14 protein-coding genes are annotated in these 15,896 nt (G+C 53.0%); 8 read left to right on the top strand and 6 right to left on the bottom strand.

The annotated features are described in order from the left end of the window. The first annotated feature begins 271 nt into the window (after positions 1-271). The 4 genes from O6D90_RS03270 to O6D90_RS03255 are packed head-to-tail and all read left to right on the top strand — an operon-like array spanning position 272 to position 2,787. Complete coding sequence (locus O6D90_RS03270; protein WP_003828504.1) at positions 272-700, top strand: GlcG/HbpS family heme-binding protein; 429 nt, start codon at positions 272-274, stop codon at positions 698-700. A gap of 22 nt (positions 701-722) precedes the next feature. Beyond that, positions 723-1,886, top strand: a complete 1,164-nt coding sequence (gene dhaT, locus O6D90_RS03265) for a 1,3-propanediol dehydrogenase (protein ID WP_016157511.1) — start codon at positions 723-725, stop codon at positions 1,884-1,886. Positions 1,887-1,902: 16 nt separating this feature from the next. Beyond that, positions 1,903-2,256 carry a glycerol dehydratase reactivase beta/small subunit family protein gene (locus tag O6D90_RS03260; RefSeq protein WP_016157512.1) on the top strand — a complete coding sequence of 118 codons (354 nt, stop codon included), beginning with the start codon at positions 1,903-1,905 and terminating at the stop codon, positions 2,254-2,256. After that, positions 2,257-2,787, top strand: coding sequence for a cob(I)yrinic acid a,c-diamide adenosyltransferase (locus O6D90_RS03255; RefSeq protein ID WP_016157513.1), 531 nt, complete (start codon positions 2,257-2,259; stop codon positions 2,785-2,787). It abuts the gene before it with no gap. On the opposite strand, the gene dhaR is transcribed toward O6D90_RS03255, so the two are convergent. Then, positions 2,765-4,690, bottom strand: coding sequence for a dihydroxyacetone kinase operon transcriptional regulator DhaR (gene dhaR, locus O6D90_RS03250; RefSeq protein WP_016154585.1), 1,926 nt, complete (start codon positions 4,688-4,690; stop codon positions 2,765-2,767). The genes O6D90_RS03255 and dhaR overlap by 23 nt on opposite strands. Positions 4,691-4,782: 92 nt before the next feature. After that, on the bottom strand, positions 4,783-5,880 hold the full coding sequence (locus O6D90_RS03245; RefSeq protein ID WP_016157514.1) for a glycerol dehydrogenase: 1,098 nt from the start codon (positions 5,878-5,880) through the stop codon (positions 4,783-4,785). A gap of 561 nt (positions 5,881-6,441) precedes the next feature. Here O6D90_RS03245 and O6D90_RS03240 point away from each other — a divergent pair. Further along, positions 6,442-8,100: a glycerone kinase gene (locus O6D90_RS03240; RefSeq protein WP_016157515.1), complete on the top strand. Its 1,659-nt coding sequence runs from the start codon at positions 6,442-6,444 to the stop codon at positions 8,098-8,100. 65 nt (positions 8,101-8,165) lie between these two features. On the opposite strand, the gene cfa is transcribed toward O6D90_RS03240, so the two are convergent. Continuing rightward, positions 8,166-9,320, bottom strand: coding sequence for a cyclopropane fatty acyl phospholipid synthase (cfa, locus tag O6D90_RS03235; RefSeq protein ID WP_032931831.1), 1,155 nt, complete (start codon positions 9,318-9,320; stop codon positions 8,166-8,168). 67 nt (positions 9,321-9,387) lie between these two features. Between cfa and O6D90_RS03230 the strand changes: the two genes are divergently transcribed. After that, positions 9,388-10,236, top strand: coding sequence for a helix-turn-helix domain-containing protein (locus O6D90_RS03230; protein WP_016157517.1), 849 nt, complete (start codon positions 9,388-9,390; stop codon positions 10,234-10,236). Here the strand turns inward: O6D90_RS03230 and O6D90_RS03225 are convergent, their stop codons facing one another. After that, positions 10,237-11,010 carry a siderophore-interacting protein gene (locus O6D90_RS03225; protein WP_088583066.1) on the bottom strand — a complete coding sequence of 258 codons (774 nt, stop codon included), beginning with the start codon at positions 11,008-11,010 and terminating at the stop codon, positions 10,237-10,239. 234 nt (positions 11,011-11,244) lie between these two features. On the opposite strand from O6D90_RS03225, the gene O6D90_RS03220 reads away from it, so the two are divergent. Further along, positions 11,245-11,919 carry a PadR family transcriptional regulator gene (locus O6D90_RS03220; RefSeq protein ID WP_185654424.1) on the top strand — a complete coding sequence of 225 codons (675 nt, stop codon included), beginning with the start codon at positions 11,245-11,247 and terminating at the stop codon, positions 11,917-11,919. Positions 11,920-11,972: 53 nt separating this feature from the next. Here the strand turns inward: O6D90_RS03220 and O6D90_RS03215 are convergent, their stop codons facing one another. Beyond that, positions 11,973-13,493 (bottom strand): methyl-accepting chemotaxis protein, encoded by a 1,521-nt coding sequence (locus O6D90_RS03215; protein WP_016157520.1) that lies wholly within the window; start codon positions 13,491-13,493, stop codon positions 11,973-11,975. A gap of 430 nt (positions 13,494-13,923) precedes the next feature. Between O6D90_RS03215 and ygjG the strand changes: the two genes are divergently transcribed. Continuing rightward, positions 13,924-15,303 (top strand): putrescine aminotransferase, encoded by a 1,380-nt coding sequence (gene ygjG / locus O6D90_RS03210; RefSeq protein WP_049259762.1) that lies wholly within the window; start codon positions 13,924-13,926, stop codon positions 15,301-15,303. A 90-nt stretch (positions 15,304-15,393) separates the two neighbouring features. On the opposite strand, the gene O6D90_RS03205 is transcribed toward ygjG, so the two are convergent. Continuing rightward, entirely contained in the window at positions 15,394-15,726 is a 333-nt protein-coding gene (locus tag O6D90_RS03205) for a tRNA-binding protein (RefSeq protein ID WP_016157522.1), read from the bottom strand. Between the last annotated feature and the right edge of the window lie 170 nt (positions 15,727-15,896).

Genomic DNA, 15,896 nt, shown 5'->3' with positions numbered 1-15,896 from the left:
ATAAAAATAATTTCGTTCCAATTTGGTACGTAATAAAAACCCATCGTTTCATATTGAAACGCGGCTCAGGAATATTCACCGTGAATTGTGACGAGGTTAAATGATCATTATCAATAAACGCCACAACAGGAAACTGAACGTAATATTTTTGAAATCCCTACCCTATTGACTTAATAACGCGGGGCGAGAAAATAAGATAAAGCCAATGATAAAAATAGCTGTTGCGCGATATTTTCGTGACCTCAGCCCTACAACCTTTTCAGGAGAGAATGTGAATAAGAGCCAACAAATCGCCACCATTACGCTGGCGGCTGCAAAGAAAATGGCGCAGGCCGTCGAGGCTAAAGCGCTTGAAATCAACGTTCCGGTGGTATTTTCCGTGGTGGATCACGGCGGGAACACGCTGCTAATGCAACGTATGGACGACGCGTTTGTCACCAGCTGTGATATCTCTCTTAATAAAGCTTATACCGCCTGCTGCCTGCGACAGGGTACCCATGAAATTACCGATGCGGTACAACCAGGTGCCTCTCTATATGGCTTGCAGCTCACCAATCAACAACGAATTGTTATTTTTGGCGGCGGTTTACCTGTCATATTAAACGGCAAATTAATCGGTGCCGTTGGCGTAAGTGGCGGTACCGTCGAACAAGACAGATTATTAGCAGAAACCGCATTGAATTGTTTCTCTGAATTATAATTTAAATCTAAGAAGGTATATTATGAGCTATCGTATGTTTGATTACCTGGTGCCAAATGTGAACTTCTTTGGCCCCAATGCTATTTCCGTGGTCGGCGAACGCTGTAAACTGTTGGGCGGTAAAAAAGCGCTGCTGGTCACTGATAAAGGTCTGCGGGCGATTAAAGACGGCGCGGTAGATAAAACCCTCACACATCTGCGTGAAGCCGGTATTGACGTCGTGGTTTTTGACGGCGTTGAGCCAAACCCCAAAGACACCAACGTGCGCGACGGCCTGGAGGTCTTTCGGAAAGAGCATTGCGACATCATCGTTACCGTTGGCGGCGGTAGCCCGCATGACTGCGGTAAAGGCATCGGTATCGCCGCGACTCACGAAGGGGATCTCTACAGCTATGCCGGGATTGAAACCCTGACCAACCCGCTGCCGCCGATCGTTGCGGTGAATACCACCGCCGGGACCGCCAGCGAAGTCACCCGCCACTGCGTGCTGACCAATACCAAAACCAAAGTGAAGTTTGTGATTGTCAGCTGGCGCAACCTGCCGTCGGTCTCTATTAACGATCCGCTGCTGATGCTCGGCAAGCCAGCCCCACTGACTGCGGCCACCGGGATGGACGCCCTGACCCACGCCGTGGAAGCCTACATTTCCAAAGATGCCAACCCGGTCACCGACGCTGCCGCTATCCAGGCGATCCGCCTGATCGCCCGTAACTTGCGTCAGGCCGTGGCGCTGGGCAGCAACCTGAAAGCTCGCGAGAACATGGCCTACGCCTCCCTGCTGGCGGGTATGGCCTTCAACAACGCCAACCTCGGCTACGTTCACGCGATGGCGCATCAGCTTGGCGGTCTTTACGACATGCCGCACGGCGTGGCGAATGCCGTACTGCTGCCGCACGTGGCACGCTATAACCTGATCGCTAACCCGGAAAAATTTGCCGACATCGCAGAGTTTATGGGCGAGAACACGGACGGACTCTCCACCATGGATGCCGCCGAGCTGGCCATTCATGCTATTGCCCGCCTCTCCGCCGACATCGGTATTCCGCAGCATCTGCGCGATCTGGGCGTCAAAGAAGCCGATTTCCCGTATATGGCGGAAATGGCACTGAAGGACGGTAACGCCTTCTCCAACCCGCGCAAAGGGAACGAGAAAGAAATTGCCGAGATCTTCCGTCAGGCATTCTGATAACGCAGGGGGCGCAATGTTACTTTCATCACCGGGCGTACACCTGTTTTATCACTCACGCTGGCAGGGTACTCGCGTGCTTGACGAGTTGTGCTGGGGGCTGGAAGAGCAAGGCGTTCCCTGCCGGGCAATCTGTTGCGACGATCATGACTGCGCGCTGGCGCTCGGCAAACTGGCGGCCAAAAGTTCGGCGCTGCGCGTGGGTCTCGGTCTCAACGCCACCGGTGATATTGCCTTAACCCATGCCCAGTTGCCCGAGGATCGGGCGCTGGTCTGCGGGCATACCCGCGCCGGGACAGCACAGATCCGCACGCTCGGCGCCAATGCCGGTCAACTGGTTAAAGTTCTTCCCTTCAGCGAGATAAAATAAATGTACCGCATCTATACCCGAACCGGTGATAACGGCACGACCGCGCTGTTTGGCGGCAGCCGTATCGATAAAGACGACATCCGCGTTGAGGCCTACGGCACGGTGGATGAACTGATTTCCCAGCTTGGCGTCTGCTATGCCAGCACGCGGCAGGCCGAGCTACGCCAGGAATTGCACGCTATGCAGAAGATGCTGTTCGTACTGGGGGCGGAACTCGCCAGCGATCAGAAAGGACTCACACGCTTAAAACAGCGTATTGGCGAAGAGGATATTCAGGCGCTGGAGCAGCTTATTGACCGCAATATGGCGCAAAGCGGCCCGCTCAAAGAGTTTGTTATTCCGGGGAAAAATCTGGCATCGGCACAGCTGCACGTTGCGCGAACCCTGACGCGTCGGCTGGAGCGGATCCTCATCGCGATGGGCAGAACGCTGACGTTACGCGATGAGGCCAGGCGCTATATCAACCGGCTGTCGGATGCGCTGTTCTCGATGGCCAGAATCGAAGAAACTACTCCAGATGTTTGCGCTTAAACTGGCTGGCATCAATGTCGTACTGCTTCATCTTACGCCACAAGGTGGTGCGACCAATATTCAGCAGTTGCGACATCTCCTGAACACGCCCACTGGTCACGCGGGCGGCATGGATAATCGCCTCTTTCTCGATGGCGGTAAAGGTCAGGCTGGCGGGCAGCAGTGAAGATGCCGTCTCCAGACCCGGGCGTTCGGCAAACAGATAATCCGGCAGATTGCTCAGCCGAATATGGCCGTTATCGCTGCTGATGGCGATGTTTTCAATAATGCTGTTCAGCTCAAAATCATTACCCGGCCACGAATAGGCCACCAGTTGTGCCAACGCGTCGTCGTCGATCTTCAGGCTGGATGAAAAGCGTTTTTTCAGGCTATTCAACCGCGTATAAATCAGCGATGGAATACTGTTACGCCGCGCCCGCAGCGGCGGGATTACGATCTCAAAAGAGTGCAGCGCGTAATACAACTGACGGCTAAAGCGGTTTTGCTCCACCAGATTCGCGAGATCAACCGTGGTGGTGGCGATCACTTTGACATCCACCGGAATCAGCCGCCGGGCATCCAGGCGGGTTAAAACGCCCTGCTTGATCACCTGCAGCAGCGCGGATTGTAACTCCGGCGCCAGATATTCAATTTTTTCCAGAAACAGCGTGCCGCCGTTCGCCAGTTCAAGACGGCTCAGCCGCCCGTTTTCATCATCAGTGGGCGCACTGCCCATAAAATCCTGCCCCAGTACGCTGTTGGCATACAGCTGGCAGTTCACGGCGATATACGGCCCGCTGGCGCGTTCGCTTTCATTGTGAATGGCCTGACTCAGTAGCTCTTTACCGACGCCCTCTTCCCCGCACAGCAGGATCGGGAAACTTCCCCTCGCCGCCTGACGACCAAAGTGGATCAAACGTCGGGTTTCTGGATCGTCTGTCGACATCTGCTCAAAGGTGTGGCTCACCTTGCCGAGCTGGCTGGTCATCAGTTGACGCATTTGCTCCACCGGATGCAGCAGCAGGATAAAGCTGTTGCCCTGCTCTTCAACAATCGGTTTCAGGGTGATGACGGCATCAACAAACTGGTGCTGGCTTTCAAAGGTGACTTCGACATGATTCAGGCCGCGGGCATGTTTGATCGCCCGACGCAGCAGCATGGGGAGATTGAGCAGGTCGTTAATATTCTTCCCCTGGCTGGCCTGCGCGTCGAGATGCAAAAGCAGCGCCGCGCGCGCATTGAGGAACTGCAATACGCCCTGTTCGTTCCAGGCCATCACGCCATCATCCATACTCTCCAGCAGCCCGTACATCTGGTTCAGATGGCGGTTGGATTCAGCCAGCAGGCTGTCAGTCAGCAATGAGTTGCCGACTTCTCTGGCAATCGCCAGCGTCAGGGATAAATCAGAAACGCACTCATGCTCTACCAGACAGCACAGCGAGATGGAGCCAAACAGTCGACCATGGTTATCGAATACTGGCGTAGAGCAGAACGACCACGGATGCAACGCCTGTTTAAAGTGCTGATCGCCAGAGGTTTTTGTCGGTTGCCCCGGCATCGTCGCCAGCGACAACGCGCAGCTGCCAATAATGCTTTCCGCACAGTAACTGCCGTCGCGAAAACCGAGCTCCGCCAGTTGCTCCACCGTCTGCGGATCGCCGCAACGGCTGAGAATACAGGCCGATTCATCCAGAATTAACAGCGCGCACGGACGGCCGTCCATAAACTCCCAGGCATCTTCCAGCGCGGCCTGAGCAATCGTCAGCAGCGCTGTTTTGCGACGACAGATCGACTCAAAGGTCAGGCCCTGCGCCTGATGCGGCGCCTGCCAGGTTTCCCGCTGCATAAACTTGCTGCAACGATGCCATGACTGGGCAATGACCGAAGAGACTTCCTTCCCAATGTCCTGAGTGTGCGTCGTCATATCCCTTTCCGCTGTTTTACCATAGACAACCCCTCCGGCAGAGACTGTCAGAGGGGGGAGAAGATGCCGGATAAAAACTTACCGACGACTGATTAACGCGCCAGCCACTGCTGTCCCAGCAGGTCTGCCGTCAGTATCGCGGCATGTACGCTTTCAGGCGTCACCGAGAACGGCATATTGTGGATGGTTTCACCTTCTGCGCAGGTCGCTTTGGCCACGGCCATGATCTTGCCGTCAATGTCGTCTTTCACGCCCATTTCCGCTAACGTTACCGGCAGGCCTACTTTCTGACAGAAATTCAGCACGGTTTCGATCTCTTCCATCGGGCTGTTTTGCAGCACCAGCTGCGCCAGCGTACCAAAGGCGACTTTTTCACCGTGGTACAAATGGTGACACTCTTCCAGAATCGTAAAACCGTTGTGGATAGCATGCGCCCCTGCAAGACCGCTGCTTTCAAAGCCGATGCCGCTGAGGTAAGTGTTCGCTTCGACAATACGCTCCAGCGCATCAGTCACCACGCCAGCCTGCGCGGCAAAGCGTGCCTTTTCGCCTTCCGCCAGCAGGGTATCATAGCACAGGCGCGCCAGGCTCAGCGCCGCTACGGTGGACTGTCCGCCCGCCATGCTGGTCGCTCTGGCGTCATAACAGGCTTTCGCTTCAAACCAGGTTGAGAGCGCATCGCCCATCCCGGCCACCAGCAGGCGTACCGGCGCTTTGGCAATGATTGCGGTGTCCATCACCACCATATCCGGGTTTTTCGGGTAGATCAGATACTCTTCAAACTCACCGGCTTCGGTATAGATAACGGACAGCGCGCTGGTTGGCGCATCGGTAGAGGCGATAGTAGGGATCACCACCACCGGTAGCTTCTGGTAGTAACCAATCGCTTTGGCGGTATCCAACGTTTTCCCGCCGCCAATCCCAACCACGCCGCGGCAACCGTGCTGTTTCAGAATGGCAATCAGGCGATTAATTTCAATATGGCTGCATTCACCGTTGAAGCGTTCCGCGTGGCAGCTAATGTCGTGGCTGTGCAGGCCATTGAGTACCTTCTCTCCCGCCAGCTTCATCACGAAGTCATCCGCAATCACGAAAAAGCTGTCCGCCAGATTTTTAGCGTATTGACCAAATAAGGTGGAAGCGTCAGGGCCCTGGAGATATTTGGCTGGAGATTGAATAACTTTTAGCATTCCTTTCATCCTCAAATAAGTACATGTTTTTACATGGTGAGCCCTGGCGTTAACCTGTTTGGCCTGTTGCTGTCGGCAAAAACAGGTGGTACCGGAGCGATGCAATAACTGTATGGCGAGGCGTGAACAAAAAAATCTTTCGTCATTTTGTTCTGATATGAAACAGATAAAAACGACGCACGTTCCATTCTGGAACACTTATCCACAAAAATGATAAGGTTTGCGATCCCGATCCGTTCATTTACCCCCAAATCTCCGGCAAACACGAAGCTCAGTTCCTCTTTTACTCATGCAGTTGAATTAAAACCGGCAAAAAAAGGCTGGCTGCGCCGTATGAGCGGCGCTGATCGCAGGAGAAAAAAGTCGAGCGAGCTCGCATTATGATCATTCCCCGCTTTTTTAAGTTTCATTTCGGAACAAAAAACAGCATCAACGTTCCGTAATGAAACTCATTTTAGCGTTGTTTTTTTCCACGCTGACTTCGCCAGAATCTCTTCATTGCCTCCGCACCATGATCCTACATTCGGGGGTTTGTCTTTCACTCAACCTCGAGGAGCCGTTATGTCTCAATTCTTTTTTAACCAACGCACCCATCTCGTGAGCGACGTCATCGACGGGGCGATTATCGCCAGCCCATGGAATAACCTGGCGCGTCTGGAAAGCGATCCGGCCATTCGCATCGTGGTCCGTCGTGACCTTAATAAAAATAACGTAGCGGTCATTTCCGGCGGCGGTTCGGGACACGAACCCGCGCACGTTGGGTTTATCGGTAAAGGCATGCTAACCGCTGCGGTCTGCGGCGACGTTTTCGCCTCCCCGAGCGTGGATGCAGTACTGACCGCCATTCAGGCGGTGACCGGTGAGGCTGGCTGTTTGTTGATTGTGAAAAACTACACCGGTGACCGTCTTAATTTCGGTCTCGCCGCCGAGAAGGCGCGTCGCCTTGGCTATAACGTTGAAATGCTGATTGTCGGCGACGACATCTCCCTGCCGGATAACAAACACCCACGTGGCATTGCGGGAACTATCCTGGTGCATAAAATCGCAGGCTATTTTGCCGAACGCGGCTATAACCTCGCCACCGTCCTGCGTGAAGCGCAGTACGCAGCCAGCAACACCTTTAGCCTGGGCGTAGCTCTTTCCAGCTGTCATCTGCCGCAAGAAACCGACGCAGCCCCTCGTCATCATCCGGGTCATGCGGAGCTGGGTATGGGCATTCACGGCGAACCAGGCGCATCGGTTATCGACACCCAAAACAGTGCGCAAGTGGTGAACCTGATGGTGGATAAACTGCTGGCCGCCCTGCCTGAAACCGGTCGTCTGGCGGTGATGATTAATAATCTTGGCGGCGTTTCCGTGGCCGAAATGGCCATCATCACCCGCGAACTCGCCAGCAGCCCGCTGCACTCGCGTATCGACTGGCTAATTGGCCCGGCCTCGCTGGTCACTGCGCTGGATATGAAAGGCTTCTCACTGACGGCCATCGTGCTGGAAGAGAGCATCGAAAAAGCACTGCTCACCGAAGTGGAAACCAGCAACTGGCCGACGCCGGTCCCACCGCGTGAAATCAGCTGCGTAGCGTCATCTCAGCGTAGCGCCCGCGTGGAATTCCAGCCTTCGGCAAACGCCCTGGTGGCCGGGGTTGTGGAGCTGGTCACCGCAACCCTTTCCGATCTGGAGACTCATCTGAATGCGCTGGACGCCAAAGTCGGCGATGGCGATACCGGTTCGACCTTTGCCGCCGGCGCGCGTGAAATTGCCAGCATGCTGAATCGCCAGCAGCTGCCGCTGGATAACCTTGCCACGCTGTTCGCGCTGATTGGCGAACGTCTGACCGTGGTGATGGGCGGTTCCAGCGGTGTGCTGATGTCAATCTTCTTTACCGCCGCCGGGCAGAAACTGGAACAGGGCGCTAACGTTGTCGAAGCGCTAAATACGGGGCTGGCGCAGATGAAGTTCTACGGCGGCGCAGACGAAGGCGATCGCACGATGATTGATGCGCTGCAACCGGCCCTGACTTCGCTGCTCACACAGCCGAAAAATCTGCAGGCCGCATTCGACGCCGCGCAAGCGGGAGCCGAACGAACCTGTTTGTCGAGCAAAGCCAATGCGGGTCGCGCATCGTATCTGAGCAGCGAAAGCCTGCTCGGAAACATGGACCCCGGCGCGCACGCCGTAGCGATGGTGTTTAAAGCGCTGGCAGAGAGTGAGCTGGGCTAAGATGTAACAAGGAGCGCTTCTCAGGTATTTACTGCCTGATGGCGCTTCGCTTATCAGGCAGAACGTTAACGATAAACGCGGATCCCGCCCTCTACGCCGCGACTAAACAGCACCTGCCAAAGTTCAATATCTCTGGCGCGGAAAGCCCCGGCGCAGGCGCATAAATAGTAGTTAAACATTCTTCTGAAGGTGGCGGAATAACGTGATGACAGCTCCGGCCACGCTTGATTAAAGCGCTCGTGCCACGCCATCAGCGTTTTATCGTAATCGCTGCCAAAGTTATGCCAGTCTTCCATCACAAACCGTGATTCGCTGGCTTCGGCAATATGGGAGATCGCCGGTAAGCAGCCGTTCGGGAAAATGTATTTATTGATCCACGGATCGACGCTCATCCCTTTTTTATTGCTACCAATGGTGTGTAGCAGGAACAGTCCGTCCGGTTTTAAACAACGGTCGGCGATGCTGAAATAGGTGTCGTAGTTTTTTGGCCCGACGTGTTCAAACATCCCCACGGAGACAATGCGATCGTAGTGTTTATCGAGGTCGCGATAATCCTGCAGCAGAATCTTAACGTCCAGTCCTTCACAGCGCTGCTGCGCCATTTTTTGCTGCTCTTTGGAAATGGTGACGCCTTCCACCGCCACGCCATAATGACGCGCCGCATATTCCGCCAGCCCGCCCCAGCCACAACCAATATCGAGTAAACGCATGCCCGGTTTCAGTTGTAGCTTCTCACAGATCATTTTTAATTTGGCATTTTGCGCATCGTCTAGTGTGGTTGCGTCTTTCCAGTAAGCGCAGGAATATTGCATATGCGGATCAAGCATCAGTGCAAAGAGATCGTTACCAATATCATAATGTTCTTTGCCAACAATCCACGCGCGGCTCCGCGACTGCAAATTAAACAGGCGTGCGCTGGCAATACGTAAAATATCTTTCAGGTTACCCGGCATCTGCTGGTCAAGTTTTGCTTTCAGGATTTTGCAGAACAGAATATCGAGTCGCTCGCAGTCCCACCAGCCTTCCATATAGCTTTCACCAAGCCCTAACGAGCCTTGTTGCAGTACCCGTTTAAAGAAACCGGCATGATGAAGTTGAATGTCCCAGGTACGGGAGCCATTAATCCTGATATCCGCTTGCGAAAGCAGCTCTTTTCCCATTCGGGTCCAGTTATCATTTGTTTCATTGACGATGACAGCATCTGAACAAAGCGAGTTCATGGTATTTACCAAAGGTGGGCTAAAAATTCTTACGCAAGATTATTATGGAAAAAAGAGTGTATGTATTATGATCCGCGGACAAGATCTATCGAGCAGCGGACACACCATCGGGAGCATTGACGATCTATTTATGGAAACTCTCGTGCAAAAACAGTGGAACTCCTTCCCGGATAACTCCATGACGGAACTGCCGCAGGATGTTTACTTTCGCTCGTATGTCCTGGAAGCCAATCATCATGTTCCACAGCATTCACACTCTTTTATGCAGTTTCATTTCGCCCGCAAAGGCAGTATGCGTATTGATGTTGCCGGCAAGTGCTGGATAATCCCGGCGCATTATGGCATCTGGATCCCGAATCATACGGAGCATGCGGTTTGGGCATTGGATGATGTGTATTTAGAGAATCTGGATATTAAACCGAGCTTTCTTGAAGAGAGCATCAATGAATGTAAAGTGGTGGCTATCAGTGATTTCGCCAGAGAGTTTATTCATTACGCCACGAATTTAATTTCGGGCCATTATGATAGCCAGTCAAAAGAGGGCAAGCTGGTTAGCGTCCTGGTCGACATTATTCTGCAGCTTCCGGAAGTCGCTTTTGTATTACCCTGGCCGCAGGATCGCGAATTAACCAAAGTTTGCCGAACAATACAAGAATCCCCGGCGCTGGAGCATTCGGTTGAATACTGGGCGCAGCATCTGGGTATGTCTGCCCGTACCTTTTCACGCCATTTCAAAAAAGAAACCGGATTGCCTTTCAGCGTCTGGAAGCAAAAAATGCGTATTCTGGAATCCGTATTAATGCTGAAGAAAAATAAAAGCGTGACCGCCGTGGCGCTCGACGTAGGGTATTCAAGCACCGCGGCATTTAGCTACGCATTCCGCCAGGCGTTTGGCGTGCCGCCATCTAATTACTGATTAACGACGCTGATGCCAGTAAGCCGCTGCGCGAACAAGTTGCTGATCGAACGCCTCGCTTTCAAAGCGAGCACTCAGGTTTTTGACCACCTTACCTTCGCCGGTAATCCAGATGTAGTAATCATCTGCAGGTACGCTTAGCTGCGATAAGTGTTCATTCACCGCCTGTTCGTCATGGCCGATAAACCACTGAATAGTAAATCCGTCGAGATGAGCAAAATAGTCCTGGTACGCGGCATCCTGCACACTTACCAGCGCCGTGACGTTCGGACGTACCGCTAAACGGCTGAGCGACTCCAGGCGTCGGCGCAGCGCAGGCATTCCCGATTCATCACACACGTAAAGCTGATACGCGTAGTCTTCTGGCACCACCAAAGAACCGCGCGGTCCGCCTACCGTCAGCTTGTCACCCTCGCGGGCATTCATCGCCCACGTACTTGCCACGCCACCGTCATGAATATAGAAATCCAGTGCCAGCTCATGGCGTGCTTCGTCATACAACGGCGTGTAATCACGGGATATCGGACGCACGCCGTCAGCCCAGACAATACCTTCATCGGTGACAACCGGCGGCACAAAGTGGCTGCCCGGTTCAGGGAAAAAGACCTTGGTATGGTCATCAAAGCCGTGTGAGCTAAAACCATCCAGAGCGTCACCGCCCAGTACAATGCGCTGAAATCCCGCGCTAATACGTTCGACGCGCAGGACGGTAAGTTCCCGAAAACGCAGTTCATTGCGAACGCGCTGCGGGTAGCGTGAGGTGTTTTTTGTCATTTTTTCGCCTTCGGAAGATAATACGATATATCTAATTTAATTTTTAAATGATAATGATTGCTAATCAGAAAGATTGCAAGCACTTTTTTGATATAGTCGCCTTCTGACTAAACGGCTAACACACACCTTTAAAAAAGATAAAAATCATAAAGTTAAACAAAAAACATTTTATAGTCTTGCACCAAAACAATATTTAGATATAAATTAGATATATCTAAAACACATCAGGAGACGATGATGCAAAACCATCATGAAGGTTGCTGCAAGCATACAGAGCACCAACACGAAGGCTGCTGCAAGGGTGAAGGGCATCACCACGAAGGCCGCCACAACGAACACCATGCAGGTTGCTGCAAAGGTGAAGAACATCGCCATGAAGGCTGCAACAAAGAACATCACCACGAACAGGGTTGTGGACACCGCCACGGTCGCAGCGGCGGTCGTCGCCAGCGCTTCTTCGGTCACGGAGAATTACGCCTGGTCATTCTGGATATCCTGACCCGCGACGCCAGCCACGGCTATGAGCTGATTAAAGCGATTGAAACCCTGACTCAGGGCAACTATACCCCGAGCCCGGGCGTCGTCTATCCGACGCTGGATTTCTTGCAGGATCAAGAGCTGATCACCATCAGCGACGAGGAAGGCGGGCGTAAACAGATTGCGATCACAACCCAGGGCCAGCAGTGGCTGGATGAAAACCGTGAGCATCTGGAACATATCCACGAACGTATTAAAGCCCGCTGCGTGGGTTTTGAATTACGCAAGAACCCGCAGATGAAACGCGCGCTGGAGAACTTCAAAGCCGTGCTGGACCTACGGGTCAATCATGGTGATACCAGCGATGCGCAGATCAAAAAAATCATCGGTATTATCGATCGCGCTGCGCTGGATATTACTCAACTGGATTAATCTACAGAGCAGGCGGAACGCGTTCACCCTGCGTTCCGCCTTTATCGTTAATATTAATGCAGCACCGTAACCGCATCTTCCAGACGACCAGCGCGATGTTTCACCATCGCGGAAATCTGGGCGCTCTCTTCAACCAGTTCGGCGTTTTTCTGCGTAATGTTGCTTAATTCATTCACTGCGCGAGTCAGGCTCGAAAGACCATCTGACTGTTCCAGCGTTGAGTGACTGATTTGGGCGATCAACTGCGTCACGTTTTGCACCTGCGCCACAATATCATCCATCGTGCGCCCTGCGGCGTGAACCTGGTCGGATCCGGACTGCACCTTATCGGCGCTGGCATCAATCAGCTTGCGGATATCATTGGCTGCACTGGCGCTGCGGCTGGCAAGATGACGCACTTCTCCCGCCACCACGGCGAACCCTTTCCCCTGCTCACCCGCCCGTGCGGCTTCAACAGCGGCGTTCAGGGCCAGAATATTAGTCTGGAAAGCAATATCGTTAATCAGCGTGGTAATGGTGCCGATCCGCTGGGTGCTGTTGGCGATATCGTCCATAGTTTTGATGACGGTATCCATCGCCTCGCCGCCGTGCGTCGCCGCGCTGCTGGCTGCAATGGAGAGCTTGTCGGCCGCGGCGGCGGTCTCTGAGTTTTGCTTCACCGATGCCGCCATCTGATTCATAGTGGTCACCGTTTCCTGCACGTTCTCTACGGTCTGCTGCGTATGCTTGTTTAAATCATCGCTGCCCTTCGCCAGCGTTTCGCTGTCGCTGCGCACACAGCTCACCTGACTGGAGACATCATGGATGAGCCAACGGCACATTAGCCCCAGTTGCCCAACCGCTCGCAGCATCAGGCCCAGTTCATCACTGCGGTTAAGATGCGACACGCTGTTTCGTTCACCGGTCGCCACTTTTAGCGCCTGACGAGCGACATTCTCAATAGGACGCACAATCTGCCATTCGAAAATAGCCGTTCCCAGCATCATCACCAGCGCGCTTATCAGCAGTAACGGCCATTCGGCGCCCATTTGCTGCAATGCGGCCGCCAGTACGATAAACATAATTGCCATTACGCTGCGCACTCGCCAGCAAATCGGCAGCGCCGGGAGTTTACCCAGCCAGCCTTTGCGTACCACCAGTCCTTTATGGATACGTCGGTTGCAACGCCCTTCATTTAGCGCTTTATATAAAGGCTCTACCGCCGCAATCTCCTCGTCAGTGGCCCGGGTACGAATCGACATATATCCGGTGACACGACCTTCCCGTACCATCGGCACCGCATTGGCCCTTACCCAGTAGTGATCGCCATTCTTACGCCGGTTTTTCACAATCCCGCTCCATGGCTCGCCCTGTTTCAGGGTGTACCACATATCCGCAAACGCCGCTTTTGGCATATCCGGATGACGAACCAGATTGTGCGGCTTATCGAGCAATTCATTCAGTTGATAGCCACTGACCTGGACAAAGGTATCGTTCGCGTGGGTGATATAGCTTTGTAAATCGGTGGTCGACATGAGGGTGATATCATCATCCAGCGGTGTATTTTGCTGACTAACGTAGGGATGAGAAGACATGATTGCGTCCTGTGCAGGTTATCTGGTTGTTAACTCTTTCGGCTTATGTTATTTCGGCGATAATTTTTTTATCTTTAGTTGTTAAATTTGATTTAGATCGCAATTTGCGATTAAACCTCAAAATCTGTACGCATTCTAATCCATTGATTTAAAATACTTTCATCCAGTAACTATTCAACTACACTTCTACCAACGCACCGTCACAGTGCAAATATTGCTCACTTTTAGCGCAGAAAAGTGCTTTTCCGATCTGTTTTCGCGGTCTTAACCTGGGCAAAATGCCAGTAAATGTTAAACATCAGCATTAAATGTTGCGTGAATGAGATGTTTCCTGGTGTTTATCCCGATTTTTGCTAAGCGCGCCGGAATGGCGCAATCACTGCAATACTTAAATCAGTATCATGTGATACGCGAGCTCCGGGAGCATATTTTGAACAGGTTACCTTCCAGCGCATCGGCCCTGGCCTGCAGCGCACACGCACTGAATCTCATCGAAAAGCGCACGCTTGATCATGAGGAAATGAAATCATTAAACCGAGAGGTGATTGAATACTTCAAGGAGCATGTCAATCCGGGGTTCTTAGAGTATCGAAAATCTGTAACTGCAGGCGGGGATTACGGAGCCGTAGAGTGGCAAGCGGGAAGCCTGAATACGCTTGTCGACACCCAGGGGCAGGAGTTCGTCGATTGCCTGGGTGGATTTGGAATTTTCAACGTGGGGCACCGTAATCCAGTCGTGGTTTCCGCCGTACAGAATCAACTCGCGAAACAACCTCTGCACAGCCAGGAGCTACTTGACCCTCTGCGGGCCATGCTGGCAAAAACCCTCGCCGCGCTGGCGCCAGGTAAACTGAAATACAGTTTTTTCTGTAACAGCGGGACCGAGTCGGTTGAAGCCGCTCTGAAGCTGGCGAAAGCGTATCAATCGCCGCGCGGTAAATTTACGTTCATTGCCACCAGCGGCGCATTCCACGGCAAATCACTGGGAGCACTGTCCGCCACGGCTAAATCAACCTTCCGCAAACCGTTTATGCCGCTGCTGCCTGGTTTCCGCCATGTGCCGTTTGGCGATATTAACGCGATGCGCACCATGCTCAGCGAGTGTAAAAAGACTGGTGACGACGTTGCAGCCGTGATCCTCGAACCTATCCAGGGTGAAGGGGGCGTGATCCTGCCACCGCAAGGGTATTTGCCCGCCGTGCGTAAACTTTGCGATGAGTTTGGCGCGCTGATGATCCTTGATGAAGTGCAGACCGGCATGGGTCGTACCGGCAAAATGTTCGCCTGCGAGCACGAAAACGTGCAGCCCGACATTATGTGTCTGGCCAAAGCGCTGGGCGGCGGCGTGATGCCAATTGGCGCAACTATTGCCACTGAAGAGGTGTTTTCCGTTCTGTTCGACAATCCCTTCTTGCATACCACCACGTTTGGCGGCAACCCGCTCGCTTGTGCGGCTGCGTTAGCCACCATTAACGTCCTGCTGGAGCAAAATTTACCGGCTCAGGCGGAGCAGAAAGGCGATATGTTGCTGGATGGTTTCCGCCAGCTTGCGCGGGAGTACCCAGACCTGGTGCATGATGTACGCGGTAAAGGCATGCTGATGGCAATTGAGTTTGTCGATAATGAAATCGGCTACAACTTTGCCAGTGAGATGTTCCGCCAGCGGGTACTGGTTGCCGGCACGCTCAACAATGCAAAGACGATCCGTATCGAACCGCCGTTAACGTTAACGATCGAGCAATGCGATCTGGTATTGCGATCGACGCGCAAAGCCCTGGCAGCATTACGGGTGAGCGTGGAGCAGGTGTAATACATGTCGGATGGCGCTGCGCATCTCAGGCTTACGGGATCAAATGTAGGTCGGATAAAAGCGTAGCGGCCATCCGGCAATTAGCACAACTTAAACAATCCGCACACCCGCAGGCATAAGGCGTTCTGGCGTCAGCAGCACGCTTTCGCTGCCATCGTCCGTCTCAGCGCACAGCAACATGCATTCTGACGTTTCCCCGCGCATTTTGGCCTTTTGCAGATTACACAGCACCACCACCGTTTTCCCCATCAATTCCTCTTCGCTGTAATAAGGCACCAGGCTGGTCACGGTTTGCAGCGTACGCTCTCCCACATCCACCTGCACGATATACAGCTTATCAGCATTGTCATGGCGCTTTACCTGTGCGATTTTTCCAACACGTATTTCCATTCGGGCAAAATCAGCAAATGCGACGGTATCCATTGTGTTCTCCTTTGGTAAAACTTTACTAAATAATAGCAAAATATTTTCCGGGGATGGTTCTCAAAAGCGGGAAAATGACGTAGTCATCACACTCTGAAAGCCCAGTTTTACCCCAGGCATGTCAATTAAACGTACTTTTTTTACTGAAAACAGATGAATAGATAAGCACT

The sequence above is a fragment of the Citrobacter sp. 21OH12SH02A-Citro genome (genome assembly GCF_027919895.1).
GTDB classification, from domain to species: domain Bacteria; phylum Pseudomonadota; class Gammaproteobacteria; order Enterobacterales; family Enterobacteriaceae; genus Citrobacter; species Citrobacter braakii.
This window is presented reverse-complemented; position numbering and strand designations above follow the sequence as displayed.